The organism is Sphingorhabdus profundilacus, assembly GCF_009769755.1.
GTDB lineage: Bacteria > Pseudomonadota > Alphaproteobacteria > Sphingomonadales > Sphingomonadaceae > Sphingorhabdus_B > Sphingorhabdus_B profundilacus.
Genome location: NZ_SDWJ01000001.1, coordinates 938,664 through 954,053, shown reverse-complemented (window position 1 = coordinate 954,053; position 15,390 = coordinate 938,664). Strand labels below are relative to the sequence as shown.

The 15,390-nt window shown below is 52.5% G+C and carries 14 protein-coding genes and 1 tRNA gene; 9 read left to right on the top strand and 6 right to left on the bottom strand.

All coding sequences use genetic code 11. The features are described from left to right. The first annotated feature begins 97 nt into the window (after positions 1–97). Positions 98–448: a hypothetical protein gene (locus EUU23_RS04380; protein WP_160352874.1), complete on the top strand. Its 351-nt coding sequence runs from the start codon at positions 98–100 to the stop codon at positions 446–448. A 12-nt stretch (positions 449–460) separates the two neighbouring features. On the opposite strand, the gene chrA is transcribed toward EUU23_RS04380, so the two are convergent. Both chrA and EUU23_RS04370 read right to left on the bottom strand, forming a co-directional pair. Further along, positions 461–1,777 (bottom strand): chromate efflux transporter, encoded by a 1,317-nt coding sequence (chrA, locus tag EUU23_RS04375; RefSeq protein ID WP_160352873.1) that lies wholly within the window; start codon positions 1,775–1,777, stop codon positions 461–463. A 134-nt stretch (positions 1,778–1,911) separates the two neighbouring features. After that, a tRNA-Ser gene (locus tag EUU23_RS04370) sits at positions 1,912–2,001 on the bottom strand. A 251-nt stretch (positions 2,002–2,252) separates the two neighbouring features. Here EUU23_RS04370 and EUU23_RS04365 point away from each other — a divergent pair. The 8 genes from EUU23_RS04365 (at position 2,253) to mazG (ending at position 9,727) form a co-directional block, all read left to right on the top strand. Beyond that, positions 2,253–3,230 carry a lytic murein transglycosylase gene (locus tag EUU23_RS04365; RefSeq protein WP_160353527.1) on the top strand — a complete coding sequence of 326 codons (978 nt, stop codon included), beginning with the start codon at positions 2,253–2,255 and terminating at the stop codon, positions 3,228–3,230. Positions 3,231–3,246: 16 nt separating this feature from the next. Next, entirely contained in the window at positions 3,247–4,095 is an 849-nt protein-coding gene (locus EUU23_RS04360) for an SPOR domain-containing protein (RefSeq protein WP_343032692.1), read from the top strand. Positions 4,096–4,309: 214 nt separating this feature from the next. Next, positions 4,310–4,945, top strand: a complete 636-nt coding sequence (gene tmk, locus EUU23_RS04355; protein ID WP_160352871.1) for a dTMP kinase — start codon at positions 4,310–4,312, stop codon at positions 4,943–4,945. Next, positions 4,942–5,904: a DNA polymerase III subunit delta' gene (locus EUU23_RS04350; RefSeq protein ID WP_160352870.1), complete on the top strand. Its 963-nt coding sequence runs from the start codon at positions 4,942–4,944 to the stop codon at positions 5,902–5,904. The genes tmk and EUU23_RS04350 overlap by 4 nt, the downstream gene beginning before the upstream one ends. Before the next feature lie 23 nt (positions 5,905–5,927). Continuing rightward, the gene (gene metG, locus EUU23_RS04345) at positions 5,928–7,496 is read left to right on the top strand and encodes a methionine--tRNA ligase (RefSeq protein WP_160352869.1); all 1,569 of its coding nucleotides are present in this window, start codon (positions 5,928–5,930) and stop codon (positions 7,494–7,496) included. Continuing rightward, the gene (locus tag EUU23_RS04340; protein ID WP_160352868.1) at positions 7,493–8,272 is read left to right on the top strand and encodes a TatD family hydrolase; all 780 of its coding nucleotides are present in this window, start codon (positions 7,493–7,495) and stop codon (positions 8,270–8,272) included. Before metG ends, EUU23_RS04340 begins: the two co-directional genes overlap by 4 nt. After that, positions 8,269–8,871 carry a retropepsin-like aspartic protease family protein gene (locus tag EUU23_RS04335; protein WP_160352867.1) on the top strand — a complete coding sequence of 201 codons (603 nt, stop codon included), beginning with the start codon at positions 8,269–8,271 and terminating at the stop codon, positions 8,869–8,871. Before EUU23_RS04340 ends, EUU23_RS04335 begins: the two co-directional genes overlap by 4 nt. 43 nt (positions 8,872–8,914) lie before the next feature. Further along, complete coding sequence (gene mazG, locus EUU23_RS04330; protein ID WP_160352866.1) at positions 8,915–9,727, top strand: nucleoside triphosphate pyrophosphohydrolase; 813 nt, start codon at positions 8,915–8,917, stop codon at positions 9,725–9,727. Here the strand turns inward: mazG and hflX are convergent. The 4 genes from hflX to EUU23_RS04310 all read right to left on the bottom strand — a co-directional run bounded on the left by hflX (position 9,706) and on the right by EUU23_RS04310 (position 15,343). Then, positions 9,706–11,037 (bottom strand): GTPase HflX, encoded by a 1,332-nt coding sequence (hflX, locus tag EUU23_RS04325; protein WP_160352865.1) that lies wholly within the window; start codon positions 11,035–11,037, stop codon positions 9,706–9,708. The genes mazG and hflX overlap by 22 nt on opposite strands. Continuing rightward, positions 11,034–11,531, bottom strand: a complete 498-nt coding sequence (hfq, locus tag EUU23_RS04320) for an RNA chaperone Hfq (protein ID WP_160352864.1) — start codon at positions 11,529–11,531, stop codon at positions 11,034–11,036. The genes hflX and hfq overlap by 4 nt, the downstream gene beginning before the upstream one ends. Before the next feature lie 147 nt (positions 11,532–11,678). Next, positions 11,679–13,076, bottom strand: a complete 1,398-nt coding sequence (gene ntrX, locus EUU23_RS04315) for a nitrogen assimilation response regulator NtrX (RefSeq protein WP_160352863.1) — start codon at positions 13,074–13,076, stop codon at positions 11,679–11,681. Positions 13,077–13,078: 2 nt separating this feature from the next. Further along, positions 13,079–15,343, bottom strand: coding sequence for a sensor histidine kinase (locus EUU23_RS04310; RefSeq protein WP_160352862.1), 2,265 nt, complete (start codon positions 15,341–15,343; stop codon positions 13,079–13,081). Positions 15,344–15,390: the final 47 nt, after the last annotated feature.

Genomic DNA, 15,390 nt, shown 5'->3' with positions numbered 1-15,390 from the left:
CGATATCGATGCAAGTGCATTGATTGACCGGTGGAACCTGTGGTAATGCTTTTGACGCAAGGTTCACAGAACCGATGTTGAAATGTAGCTGGGGGTTATGAATATGTTGACTTTGGTCGCCGCAACTATGCTGAGCATGGCCGCTATGAAGTCCGATCCGATGGATAATGCGCGCAAGGCATTCAACAATTGTATGATCGAAACGCACAACAAAGCCATCGATGATAAAACACCACCCAATAGCTTTACCAAATTGGCGGACGAGGCTTGCGTGACCGAACGTGGCGCCTATCGCGACATATTGATTAAGTCGGAACGCTCTTATGGGTCAAACCAGAATGACGCCGAAAAATTCGCCAACGAAGAAGTGCAGATGATTGTTGATTCGATCGTCAGTAGCTTCAACGAAAATCTTGAAAACAATGCAAAATTAACTCCTGAAAAATAAGGGAATATGCCTCTATAACGCTATCCAGCCCCAGGCAAGACTTGTAAGGCAGGTGACGGACAGCGTCTTGATGACATTCCATTTCAGGCGGAAAATCAGAAACGCGGCAAGCAGCGAAAGCAGCGCGGCTTGACTGCTGAAACTTGATAAGTCCGGCCAATATAGGCGGGCAGGGCCAAATTGCCGTTCTGCGACACCCGCGAACAAGACGTGCAATGCGAACCAGATGGTCAGATTAGCGATCACGCCAACAATCGCGGCGGTTAAGGTTGCCAGACCGCCTTTTAACCATTGTGCATTTTCCATTCGCTCTACCCAAGGGGCGAATGCGAAAATCCACAGAAAACAGGGGGCAAATGTGACCCAGGTCGTAAGGCCAGCGCCAATTATACCGGCAATCAACGGGGCAAAAGGTTCAGGCGAACGAAAGGCCGCCAGATAGCCGACAAATTGGGTGACCATTATCAACGGGCCGGGCGTTGTTTCGGCAAGACCAAGTCCATCCGCCATTTCCCCGGCGCTTAGCCAGCCATAACCCTGCACCGCCTCCTGCGCCATATAGGCGAGCACGGCATAGGCCCCGCCAAAGGTGACGATGGCTAATTGGGAGAAGAAGCTGCCAATCTGCCAAAGCACATGATCCTGGCCCAAGGTGAGTAGCACAACGACCATTGGCGCGGCCCATATCGTCAGCCATATTCCAACGGTTCCAAGCGTTTTACCCCAGGGACGCGGGGTTGTCACCGGCGGGGCAAGTCCAGTTTTCAAGGCCAGCCACCGGGGTTGCCGCTGCGCCACCACAATCCCGGTCAGGCCAGCACCTAAAACAACAAGTGGAAAGGGCAGGTTAAAGAAGAATAGCGCCACAAACGCGACCGCCGCCATGGCCAGCTTGAAACTTGTATTCAGCGCCCGTCCACCGATGCGGATTAGTGCCTGAACCACAATCGCCAGGACGGCAGCCTTCATGCCTAAAAACAGGGCCGCAAACCATGTGAGATTCGCGGCATAGGCATAGAGGATAGACAGCGCCAGAATGATAAGAGCACCCGGCACAACAAACAGCAATCCTGCCGCAAGCCCACCTTTGACACCATGCATTCGCCAGCCAATCCAAGTCGCGAGTTGTTGCGCTTCGGGACCGGGAAGCAAATGACAAAAATTCAGCGCATGGAGATATTGCTCTTCGTCAATCCATTTGCGCTCCTCTACCAATTCCCGGTGCATCAACGCTATTTGCCCAACAGGGCCGCCAAAACTGAGGCAGCCGATACGCGTGAAAACACGGACAAGTTCTGAGAAAGGAGGGGTTGTAATTTGGGACGCCATATCCACTCCAAGTCTTAAACGCCTGAAAAATCAAACGAAAAAAACAACATTTGGGCGAAGCGCCTATTCGGGAAGTTGCCTTGCCCCGATAGAAGGGTGTTAGCTCGAACCCAATAATCCATGCAAGGAAAAACTGGCGGACAGGGTGGGATTCGAACCCACGGTGAGCTTCCACCCACGACGGTTTTCAAGACCGTTGCCTTAAACCACTCGGCCACCTGTCCGCGACGAAATTGCCACTAGCCAGCAATTTGCGGCCATGCAAGCGATGAGATATCAAAATTTCGTCGCTTTTGCGTTGGATGGCCTGTCATTAACGACCAAAGTCATTCACACATCGCCCGTATTGTGGCAACATATTGGCCATCATGGACCAAGGGGATTGATTGTGGAAGTCGGCAAAGCTGCACATTTAAAAGGGCTGGGCCTTTCCTTGGCTCTGTTGGCGCAGCCATGCCTTGCACAGGATGCGGTTATGCCTGATCAACAGGCTATTGCCCTGGAAAGGGGCTTTCGAGCTTATCTTTCCCAAGTGCGGCAGCGGGCATTAAATGAAGGCGTGTCGGTCAAGACGGTTGATACGGTGCTTCCTTCAATCAGCTATAATGAACGTGTCGTCCGGCTTGACCGTTCCCAACCCGAAGGCGCAACCGACGCACCCGTTCCCAATTTCGCCCCCTATAAGGCGCGGCATGTGGACAGTTCGCGGATCGGCAGGGGACGCAGCAAATACACGGAATTGCGGCCGATGCTGGGACGGATCGAGGCGGAAACGGGCGTGCCCGAAGAGATTATGATCGCCATTTACGGCCACGAAACCAATTATGGGGCCGTGACCGGCAATTATAACGCGCCCGAAGCGCTTGCCTCGCTTGCATATGAAGGCCGCCGTCGCAGCCTGTTCGAAGCGGAGCTGATCGCTGTCCTGAAAATGATTGACCGAGGCGTGCCGCAATATGCAATTACCGGAAGTTGGGCAGGGGCTTTGGGAAAACCACAGTTTTTGCCCTCCGTCTATCTTCGTCTGGCGCGGGACGGCGACGGTGACGGATATGCGGACATCTGGAAAAGCGAAGTCGATGCGATGACTTCAATCGCCAATTATTTTGTAAAGTCGGGTTGGCGGCGAGATGAAGAATGGGGGTTTGCCGTTCAAGTCCCCGCGACATTTAACCGCGCTGGCGTAAAGACGTTGATGACTGCTCCGCGTTGCCCGCGCGTATTTGCCCGACATAGCAAATGGATGACAATTGCCGAATGGAGACAGTCGGGCTTGACCACCGAGCGCGGTTTTTGGCCAAAAGACACTATGCTTGCAACCTTGGTAGAGCCTGACGGCCCCGGAAAGACCGCCTATTTACTCGGTAGCAACTACCGCGTGATATTGGATTATAACTGTTCTAATTTCTACGCGCTTTCGGTGGGGTTACTGGCTGATGAGGTTCGCAAATAAAAATTCATACGCTTTGGTGATATTCGCCGCATTGGCAGGTTGCGTTACCTTTGGGGACAGTCCGACAGCGACGACTTCTGCCGCTGTGGCACCGGAAGGTTCAGGGGTCAGCGATGATCCTGTAAAAATCGGTGCGCCCTATGTCATCGAAGGCACGACATATGTACCTCAGGACAACCCGACCTATGATGACGTAGGTTTGGCGAATATCTATCCTGCAACAGGAATGTCGGGCGCGCATCGAACTTTGCCACTGCCAAGCTATGTCGAAGTGACTGAATTGAACAATGGCCGGACAATTCTCGTCCGCATCAGCGATCGTGGGCCGATGTCGGGCAATGGCCTAATCGAAATATCGCCTTTGGCGGCGCAGCAATTGGGATTGTCGGCGCACGTGCCCACAGCTGTCCGCGTCCGGAGGGTAAATCCGCCGGAGCAAGAAAAGGCGGTGTTGCGCGACGGAGCCATGGCATCGCAGCGTATCGACACGCCCGAGTCGCTCCTGAGAGTTTTACGGGCCAAATTGGCCAAATCTCAACCTGTGGTAACAGTCGAGCCACAGCATGAACAGGCAAGGGCTATAGAAATAAAGGCACCACCATCCAAAACCAGTGTGCCGGACAAAATAACTCCTAAAAAGGCGGTGACCGCGGCGGGAAACTATGTCGTTCAGCTGGGGGCATTTTCCGATGAAAAACGGGCGGCTTTGCTGGCCAGAAAAGAAGGTGCTACAGTTGTTTCTGGCGGCGCGGGCGGATTGTACCGTGTCCGATTGGGCCCATTTGCTGATAAAGCGGCTGCCGAAGCAGGATTGAAAAATGCCCGTGGCAAAGGCTTTAATCAGGCGCAAATCTATCGCAATTGATGCCCCCAGACCCGCAGCGCCAGTCTAAATGGCGTAAATTTCAGTCGCACATTGTCCATTGGCACTAGCATTTTCGGCTGGCTGGCCACATAGCGGATATGTGGACAAGCATGAATGAGAGTGCCTTGATTTTGTCAAAAATGTCAAAAAAATTCAATAGACAGAGCGGGTTGCCTTATTCTGGAGGTAAAAAATCCGCCCACCGGGTCAAGGCATGAACGCACGGGGGCGCTTTCTTTCCGTTGAAGGGGGTGAGGGGGTCGGCAAGTCAACGCAGATCCTTGCGCTCGCAGACGCTATTCGTCAGGCCGGTCATGATGTGGTCATCACCCGCGAACCGGGTGGCACATCTGGTGCAGAAACCATCCGGCAGCTTGTACTGGGTGGCAGCGCGGAACGCTGGTACCCCCGGGCCGAAGCGCTTTTGTTTGCCGCGGCCAGAAGCGATCATGTCGAACGGCTGATCAAACCGGCACTGGAAAGCGGGAAATGGGTTATTTCCGACCGGTTTCTGGATAGCAGCCGCGCATATCAAGGCGGCGGTTCAGGCCTTTCCGATGCGGATATATTGACCTTGCATCAGATCGGTAGCCGGGGCCTGCTACCCGACAGGACGCTGGTTCTTCGTCTCGATTCCGGTGAAGCCATACGCCGCGCCTCGGCGCGGGATGCGGGGCAGGCTGATCGTATTCAAGGCCGCAATTCGGCCTTTCATTCGGATGTCGACAATGCCTTTGTCAGTTTTGCCGAAACCGACCCCCGCGTCAGGCTGGTTGATGCGTCGGGGGAGCCAAAGACCGTGACGGCGCGCTTGCTATCCGAAATTTCCGATCTTCTTATAAAATCATGACTGAATATATCGGGCATGATGCGGCGTGGCGACAATTTTCATCGGCTATGCTTGCTGGCAAACTGCACCATGGATGGATAATCGCAGGACCGCGCGGATTGGGGAAGGCGGGTTTTGCACGGCGGGCGGCGGCGGCGCTGGTTGATCCTGAGGGACAATTTGCCACGATGATAGACCGCGGGTCGCATCCTGATATTCTGACCATTAAACGCTTACCCAAAGACCCACCAAAGGAAGATGAAGAAATTGATGAAAATGCGGAACTTAAACGCAGCATCAGCATCGACCAGATCCGCCAACTGCAATCTGCCTTAACGACACGACCCGGTCTGTCAAACAAGCGTGCGATCATCATCGACGCAGCCGATGATCTGGAACGCAGCGGCGCCAATGCGCTTTTGAAATCTTTGGAAGAGCCGCCTGTCGGAACCTATTTTCTATTGGTCAGTCACGCCAGCGATCGATTATTGCCAACGGTTCGATCCCGCTGTCAGATGTTGCGGTTCGAACCTTTGGATGATCAGCAAATGTCTGTCGCCCTGCGTGCGGCTGCGCCCGATATCAGCGTCCAAGAATTGGACAGCTATATAAAATTCGGCAAGGGCTCCCCAGGGCAAGCTCTTGATTTCATGGGACTTGATCTGCGTCAGTTGGAAGACGCCATGACGTCAATTTTGCATACAGGTGATCGGAACAATCAAATACGGAGCCTATTGGCCGACCAATTGGCATTGAAAGCAGCGCAGCCACGTTATGAAGCATTTTTGAGGCTTGCGCCTTCGTTAATCGCCGATTGCGCGCGCCAAATGCAGGCGGGTGACGTAACGCGCGCAACCGATGCGTGGGCCAGCGCAAGCGCATTGGCGAACCGCGCAATCGCTCTCAGCCTTGATAAACAGAGCGTTGTTTTCCAAATGGGAAGCTTGCTGGCTTCGGTGCAACCGAATAAGGCAGCGTAAATCAATCAAACGCTAGAGAGTTCATGTCCGACCCTTTTTACATCACAACCGCAATCGCATATCCCAATGGCAAGCCCCATATCGGTCATGCCTATGAAGCGATAGCAACCGATGCCATTGCACGTTTTCAACGGCTGATGGGGCGCGATGTTCGATTTATCACTGGCACGGACGAGCATGGATTGAAAATGGTTCAGACGGCCCGTGCCGCCGGGCGCGATACGCTGGAATTCGCTGACGAAATGTCGTCTTACTTCAAAGAGATGTGCGACAAACTGAACATTTCATATACGGCTTTTGTCCGCACCAGTGAAGATCGGCACCATCAGGCCAGTCAGGCGCTGTGGAAGGCGATGGAAGCGAGCGGTGATTTATATCTTGATCGATATGAAGGCTGGTATTCGGTTCGTGATGAAGCCTTTTATGACGAAAGTGAACTGCATATCGGGGAGGGGGGTATCAAGCTTTCGCCCCAAGATACGCCCGTTGAATGGACGGTCGAGGAAACATGGTTCTTCAGGCTTTCGCGCTATCAGGATGCATTGCTTAAGCTGTTTGAAGAAAACCCCGAATTCATCCAGCCCGATAGCCGCCGCAACGAGGTCATGCGCTTTGTTGAAGGCGGGTTACGTGATTTAAGCGTTTCGCGTACCAGTTTCGATTGGGGGGTCAAAGTTCCCGGTTCACCTGACCATGTCATGTATGTTTGGGTCGACGCACTCACCACCTATATGACCGGCGTTGGTTATCCCGACGATAGGAGCGAGTTTGCGAGATTTTGGCCTGCCGACGTTCATATCATCGGTAAAGACATTGTACGGTTCCACGCCGTTTACTGGCCGGCATTCCTGATGTCTGCGGGACTGCCGTTGCCAAAGCGGATTTTTGGCCACGGCTTTCTGCTTTCCCGTGGAGAAAAAATGTCCAAATCGCTCGGCAATGTCGTCGACCCCATGGAACTGGCGCACCTGTTTGGCGTCGATGCGCTGCGCTATTTTTTCTTGCGGGAAGTCAGCTTCGGTCAAGATGGAAGCTACAGCGCAGAAGCAATTGTTACGCGCGTCAATGCAGATCTGGCCAATAGTTTTGGCAACCTTGCACAACGGACATTGTCGCTGATCTTCAAAAATTGTGATGGATATCTACCGGAAATACATGGGCATCATCGTGAAGATGAAGAATTGTTCCGAACAATCGGAAATAGTGTTTCAAACGAGATTCCCAACCATTTCCAGAATCTTGCAATGTCGCAAGGCTTGGAAAGCTGGATACAGGCAGTGTTCGCTTGCAACGCCTATATTGACGCGCAAGCGCCATGGGCGTTGAAGAAAGCAGACCCGAAGCGGATGGAAACGATATTGGCAACCTTGTTCATATCCATCGCACAATTGGCCGTCGCTGCATTACCGGTCATTCCCGAAAGTGCCAAAAAATTGCTCGACCAGATGGGCATACCGAAGGCGGTCCGGAACTTTGAAATGATCGGTACACATTGGTATTCAGGCCTTGCCGAAAGCAATTATCGCTTGGAGCAACCTCAGGGTTTGTTCCCGAGACTTGAGCTTCCGCTGGACGAGGGGAGTGGCACTTGAACCTGGTCGATTCCCATTGCCATCTCAACTATAAAGGGTTGATAGAGCAGCAGGACGAGGTTCTTACGCGGGCACGTGCGGGCGGCGTAACCGCGATGCTGAATATTTCTACGCGTGAAAGCGAATGGGATGAAATAGTTGGGTTAGCTGAACAGCAACCGGATATTTGGGCGTCTGTGGGTATTCACCCGCATGAAGCCGACGGCCATTTGGGCGTCGATGCCGCAAAACTTATTGATCGCGCACGCCATGAACGGGTGATCGGAATTGGCGAGACTGGTCTGGACTATTTTTACGACCATAGCGATCGCGCACAACAACGCGCATCTTTTGTCGAACATATTGTGGCAGCGCGGGAAACCGGCCTTCCGCTCATCGTACATACGCGCGATGCCGAGGATGACACGGCGCAGATTCTGTCGGATGAAATGGCCAGGGGCCGTTTCACCGGCGTGATCCATTGCTTCACGGCCAGCGCAGATTTTGCCCGGATTGCGCTTGATCTGGGGTTTTATATTTCATTATCCGGTATTGTGACATTCAAAAACGCGGCTGACTTGCAAGATGTTGCCAAATGGCTTCCGCATGATCGAATATTGGTGGAAACCGACGCCCCATTTTTGGCACCTGTGCCGCATCGTGGCAAAACCGGTGAACCGGGCTTTGTTGCCGATACAACCCGTTATGTTGCGGGGCTGCGGGGCGAAACTTTTGAAGCATTTGCACAGCAAACCAGCGAAAATTTCTATCGTCTTTTCACAAAGGCGGTGCCATGAACTTTATGGAGGACGGCCCATCGCTCATCTGGGGCATTGTCTGCGTTTTGCTTTTAGTAAGCGCTTTGGCGGCGCGACGCTTGCCTTTTGGCCAGGTCGCCAAGATGACACTTGCCTGGATCGCCATTTTTGCCGCTTTTTTTGCGGTTTTCAGTTTTCGGTTCGAATTTCGTCAAATTTGGGATCGCGTCAAGTCCGAAGTGGCCGGCACAGCCAACCAGTCTGTCGATCAGCAAGCCATTATTATCAAGCGTCAGGATGACGGGCATTATTGGCTGCAGGTCGAAGTCAACACGACGCCGGTACGTTTTTTGATCGACAGTGGTGCGACCACGACGGCGATCAATGAAAATACGGCCATCGAAGCATCGGTCGAAGTGGATCGGGATGGATATCCCGTGATCATATCCACCGCCAATGGCCGTGTAACGGCTCAACGCGGCTCGATAAAGCTTTTGGCAATTGGTCCACATCGAATAGAGGACCATCATGTCGTCGTTTCTGATAAGTTTGATGACACGAATGTCTTGGGAATGAACTTTCTCGACAGCATGAAAAGCTGGAAGGTCGAAGGCAATGTCATGACCTTGCAGCCCTGATATCATCAATTACTTAACATAATATATATTATCGAACTTTTCTATGAACCCAAATTCTGCCCCAAATATTACCACCCTTGCGACCATCATGGCCCGTTTACGCAACCGGGATACTGGCTGCCCATGGGACATTGAACAAGATTTTGGCAGCATTGCACCATATACAATTGAAGAAGCATATGAAGTTGCGGATGCCATAGAGCGTGCTGACATGGATTCGTTGAAAGACGAACTGGGCGATCTTTTGCTTCAAGTTGTTTTCCACAGCCAGATGGCCAGCGAACGTGGTATTTTTGATTTACAGGACGTTATTGACGGCATCTGCGAAAAGATGACAAGACGCCATCCACATATATTCGGCGATGGTAACGCATATGATGCCAAAACCGTGACCGATAACTGGGAAAACATTAAGGCTGCGGAGCGTGATGCGAAAGCCGATGGGAGTGCGTTGGCAGGTGTCGCAACCGCCCTACCCGCATTGCTTCGCGCCCAGAAAATCCAGAAACGGGCGGCAAGAACTGGTTTTGATTGGCCTGATGTAGAAGGCGCAACGGCCAAGATATATGAAGAAATTCAAGAGGTTCAGGCGGCGACTTCGGCCGATGAATTAACCGATGAGATTGGCGATCTGTTATTTGCAGTCGTAAACATGGCGCGTTTCCATGATGTGGACGCAGAATCTGCCTTGAAATCGGCAAACGCAAAATTTGAGCGACGTTTCCGCGCGATGGAAGCATTGTCCGGTGCGAGATTTGCCGAACTTTCCCTGACTGAAAAAGAAGAGCTTTGGCAATTGGTCAAATCCCGAGAAAGCAAAGCAATGTCAAACGATCAGGGCAAGTCCAAGACATAGGGGAACTGTTTTTCAAACTGCCCCCAAAGTTGCTGACTTAGGGACACTTCGATCGATAGATTGCCTTTCCCTTCGCTTCTGACATCTACCTTCCCGCGTGCGTGTAGCCAGGCTAGGATCGCTCCGTCATTGTTCGGGATTGTGATTATCCGAACGATATTTCGTTTGGCGATAATTGCCGACAGGCTTTGCTTGAACGCAACGACCCCTTCCCCGGTTTCGGCCGATATCATAAGAATATCCGCATTGCGTTTCGCAATCGCAGTTAATTCCAAGCGTCGTTCGTCGCTCAAAAGATCGACTTTGTTCCAGATTTCAATGATTTCCGGCCCCGATCCATCATCTTCACTCTGCCCGATCCCCAGATCGCGCAGTATCGATAGCACGTCGTCGCGCTGGGCATCGCTTTCGCTATGGGCAATATCCCGGACATGCACGATAATATCGGCAGAAATCACTTCTTCCAACGTCGCACGAAAGGCTGCGACCAGTTGCGTTGGAAGATCTGATACAAAACCGACGGTGTCGGATAGGATAGCCTTTTCAACCCCCGGAAGTGAAATTTCCCGCATTGTTGGGTCCAGTGTTGCAAAGAGCATGTCCTCGGCAAGAACAGTTGCGCGTGTCAGACGGTTGAACAATGTGGATTTGCCCGCATTTGTATAGCCGACAAGGGCGATTACCGGCCACGGCGCCCTTTTGCGTCGGGCACGATGCAGAGATCGCGTCCGCTTCACATCCTCCAGCTCCCGCCGCAATCTTGCCATCCGATCGCGGATCATCCTGCGGTCAGCTTCGATTTGCGTTTCGCCCGGCCCTCCCAAAAAACCGAAACCACCACGTTGCCGTTCCAAATGGGTCCAGCTGCGGACCAGCCGGCCTGCCTGATAATCCAGATGTGCCAGTTCGACCTGTAACCGACCTTCTGCCGTTGCCGCGCGTTCGCCAAAGATTTCGAGAATTAATCCTGTCCGGTCGATCGTCTTGAGACCGGTTTTTTCCTCCAGATTGCGTTGCTGTATTGCGGTCAGTGATGCATCGACAATCAAAAGATCGATTTCAAGCTCACGCCCGATTTCGGCTATTTCCTCGACCTGCCCGCCCCCCAATAGAGTGACAGCACGGGGGCTGCGAACGCGATAATGTTTCTTGCGGACGACCTGCAACCCGATAGCGAGCGCAAGACCCTCGGCTTCATCCAGCCGGGCCTCTGCGCCTACCGCTGCTTTACCCGGCAATTCGGGGTAGATAACAAGAGTACGAGCGCCGCGGGCAAATTCGTCCGAATCACTACGATCAAAGACGCTCAAACATCGCCCTCATCTACGCCATGATTATATTCGGCCAAATTGACGGGATGGGCGGGCTGAATTGTCGAAACGGCATGCTTATAAACAAGCTGCGTCGTACCATCACGTTCCAGCAATAACGAAAACAGGTCATAAGCCGCAATTGCCCCCTGCAACATCACGCCATTTACCAGAAATGTGGTAACTGATTCGCGTTTGTCACACATGGCGTGCAGGAATACATCTTGTAACATGCCTGCTCTATGGGTCACTCGTGACATCATTTCTTCAAATATAGCGCGGTCCGGCGAAGATGAAGGCATGATTGTTGAAATAGAATGCTTATACACCAATTGTGACATACCATCACGGCGCAGAAGAACCGAAAAGTTATCAAACCATGTAACAACACCCTGTAGTTTAACTCCTTTTACAAGGAACATGGTTACCGGTGTTTTTGACTTTCTGAGGGAGTTCAGAAAGAGGTCTTGGAGACCATTATTCTTTTCAGTCATTGTCATTATCCGTTTATTTTATCTTTTTGCAAATGCAGGCTGGACCCTGATTGCAAGCCCTAACGTGCATGTGATGCATTTTATTTACAACAGTGACATTTTTTTCGCAATTGCGGTATTTATGCAGTCGGGCCCCAGGTTCACGGCCTAGTCCTCGTCATCGACGGCCTCGTCGCCATTTTTGCGAACGGAAATTCCCAGCAATTTCAGTTTCCGGTGAAGCGCTGACCGCTCCATGCCTACAAATGCCGCAGTTTTGGAAATATTTCCTGAAAAACGCTTGATCTGAACCCGCAGATATTCCCGTTCAAAGGCCTCCCTTGCCTCGCGTAATGGGGCACCCATCAGGGAGGTGACATTATGTTCGGAACCTTCATAGCTGTTGATGATTTCGGACGGCAACATGTCCGCTTCAATCCGGTGAATCCGGTTTGACGGCGCCAATATGATCGTCCGTTCGATGATATTCCTCAACTGTCTGACATTGCCGGGCCATTCGCACGCCTGCAACGCGGCCATAGCGTCATCCGATATAACCGGTGGCGATATTCGATGTTCGGACGCAAAGCGGGCCGCATAATGGTTGGCTAGATCAGGAATGTCTTCGCGTCGGCTCGCCAAAGGCGGAATCTCGACGGGCACGACATTAAGCCGATAGAACAGATCTTCACGAAAACGACCTTCGGCGATTTCCAGCGCCAAATCCCTTGCGGTGGCCGATACAAAGCGGACGTCGACGCGAATCTGGCGGTCTCCGCCTACCCGAACGAAGCTTTGATCGGTCAGCACCCGTAAAATTTTACCTTGAGTCGTCCAAGGCATATCGGCAACTTCATCAAGGAACAATGTTCCGCCATGCGCTTTTTCCAGCATCCCGGCCTGCACCAGGCTGCCATCCTGCTCTATTCCGAATAACTCTTCATCAAAGCGTTCCGGCGACAAGCGCGCGGCACTCACCGACACAAAAGTAGATTCCGACCGCGGACTCCAACTGTGCAAAAGCCGCGCAGCGACCTCTTTTCCTACCCCGGCAGGGCCCGTAATCAACATACGGCTACCGGTGCCGGACACTTTTTTCAACGTCGCGCGCACATTGTTGATTGCGGCCGATGAACCGTTCAGTTCCTCTGAATGCCCTACCCTTGCGCGCAAAGATGCGTTTTCGGCACGCAACCTCTCCGTCTCTGTTGCTTTAGCAACCAGATGAAGAAGTTTTTCGGCTTCAAAGGGCTTCTCGATAAAATCAACAGCGCCCTGCGATATCGCGGCAACTGCGGTATCAATATTACCATGCCCCGAAAACACAATCACCGGTATTTGCGGATCACGGCTTTTTATCGCCTTTAGAAGTTCGATGCCATCCATCGATGACCCGCGCAGCCAAACGTCAAGCAAGATCAATGAAGGCAAGCGTTCATCAAGTGCGGACAGCGCTTCATCGGCGGTGGCGGCGGTGCGCGTGTTATAGCCGTCGTCGTCCAGCACGCCGGACACCAGATCCCTGATGTCCTGTTCGTCATCTACTACCAAAATATCGAGCGCCATGTTTAAAACTCGTCCTGTGCTAATTTACTTTGTTCCGCCGGCGAAAATGCATTTTTCACTTTTTCCGCTACCATTTGCGGGATGAACGTCAGAGTTATGATCGCGCCGCCGCCAGGAGAATCCTGTAATGAGATTTCACCAAAATGTTCCTCGACAATCTTCTTGACGATCGCCAGGCCAAGGCCCGACCCTGTCGCCCGATTGGTAATATATGGCTCCATTATCCGGTCGCGATCTTCAGGAAGGCCAATGCCATTGTCGCAAATCTGGATATAGAGATGACCGCTGGATTCCTTGATTTCGACCGAAATCTTACCGTCAATCGGGTTCGATTTCTGTCTTTCCTGAATAGATTCAACGGCATTTTTCAATATATTGGTAAAAGCTTGCCCCAATTGCCGCCGGTCGGAAATCAGCATCGGTGACTGCGCGATGGGTTGGTAACTAAAACTGATATCGGGATGTGCCACTTCAAATAGAAAAACCGCATGTCCGACAATGTCCTGCAGATTTTCGTTTCTGAAAACGGGTTTCGGCATTCGGGCAAAGGATGAAAATTCATCGACAATATTGCGTAAGTCGCCCACCTGCCGGATAATGGTCGCGGTAAGCTGCTCAAAAATGCCGCTGTCATTTTCCACCTGCTTGCCGAATCTCCGTTGCAATCGTTCGGCGGCGAGTTGGATAGGGGTTAGCGGATTTTTGATTTCATGCGCGATACGCCGCGCGACATCGGACCACGCAGCCCGGCGCTGGTCCGCCAATTGCTGGCTGATATCTTCGAATGTGACCACAACACCCCTTTCCCTTTGCGTCGCCTTGACAGCCACGGTCAAAGGCTCTGGTCCGTCGCCCAGTTGGACCACGCCGCGGGATCGGTCTTCCGTCAATTCGGCAAGCGCAGGTGCCACATCCCTGAATTTCAGACCCACGATCGTTTGCGCCTTGCCGAAAAGCATTTTTTCCGCGGTCGAATTGGCGAGTTCGATTTCGCCTTGTTCATTGACCGAGACGACACCTGCCGACACAGATTCCAGCACCGTCTCTATGAATACCCGTCTTTCGCCTAATTGATGGTTCGTGGCCAACAACGCACCCGTCTGACGTTCCAGGCGTTCCGTCATCCGGTTAAATGATTGCGACAGAAACCCGACCTCATCGGCACGATATTGATCTTCGCTGACCCGTGCAGAAAGATCGCCCCCTGCAATACGCTGTGCAGCCTCGACCAGATTGTTGACAGGACGCACAAGCCGGTCAGCGACGCGCAAAGCAATCCAGAGGGTAATCCCGATAATCAGCAGAGACACGATATAAAGCGCTATATTGAATTGCAGTTGCAACGCGCGGGAGCGGGCGACCATCTTGTCATAATCCCTCAAGACCGATTGCGCCTTCGCACCCAGCTGAAAGGACGGCACTGACAAGGCCCGGCTCGCATAAAGATAGCTGCGCGGTGAATCGAACAACACCGTGACCACTTCAATCCGGTCGGTCCGATTGGTCACAACCGTGCCCTCCCCCGCTTGCAATTTTGCCAAGGTTTCGGGCGGGATCCAGTCTTGCGTGCGGCCTGTATTTTCGGTCGCGACGGCTTCAGTGCGCTGTATGCCGTCCGCCTGGACCGATACAATTGCGGATTCACTTAACCTGCGGCGAAAAACCTGTTCGAAATAATAGCTAAGAAATGCCGGGTCGTCGGGATTTGTCTGGCTTAAGGCATTGCGAAAATCGCCCGCCATTGTCAGTGTTTCGTCACCCACATCCCGCGCGTTGACTTCATAATAGCCTTTGGCAAGTTCGCCGGCATTTTCCAGCATGCCGCGGGCCGATCCTGAAAACCAGAATTGCACGCCGCTTTGGAACAGCAGGGACGCAAAAACGACCAGTAGCAATGTCGGGACGGCCGTGATCGCGGAGAAAATCGCGACGAGCCGCACATGCAATAATTGCTGGCTATCGATATTGCTGCCTTCGGCCCGCTTCAATGCGATCCGGCGTCCGAAAAGCACCAGCAGCAAAGTTGCAGGCAAAAGATTTGCAACCAACATGGTTGCCGATGCCGCAGGAGAAAGTGGTTCTGACTGGGGGCCTTGATCCATCAAGATAAAAGCCGTTGCTGCGGTCACACCGATCAACAGCAACGCGCTGCCAATCTCCATAAATTTGATCGACTGGCTATTGCCGAGCGCGTTGGCGGTCGACTGAAGCAAACGCTTGGCGAACGATTGCCCGTTTCCTTCCTCGATCATTGGGGTTGTTGCCATAAAGCCACTGTGGCAGCGTCAGCGTTGCCTGAAAAGCACAAAATTGC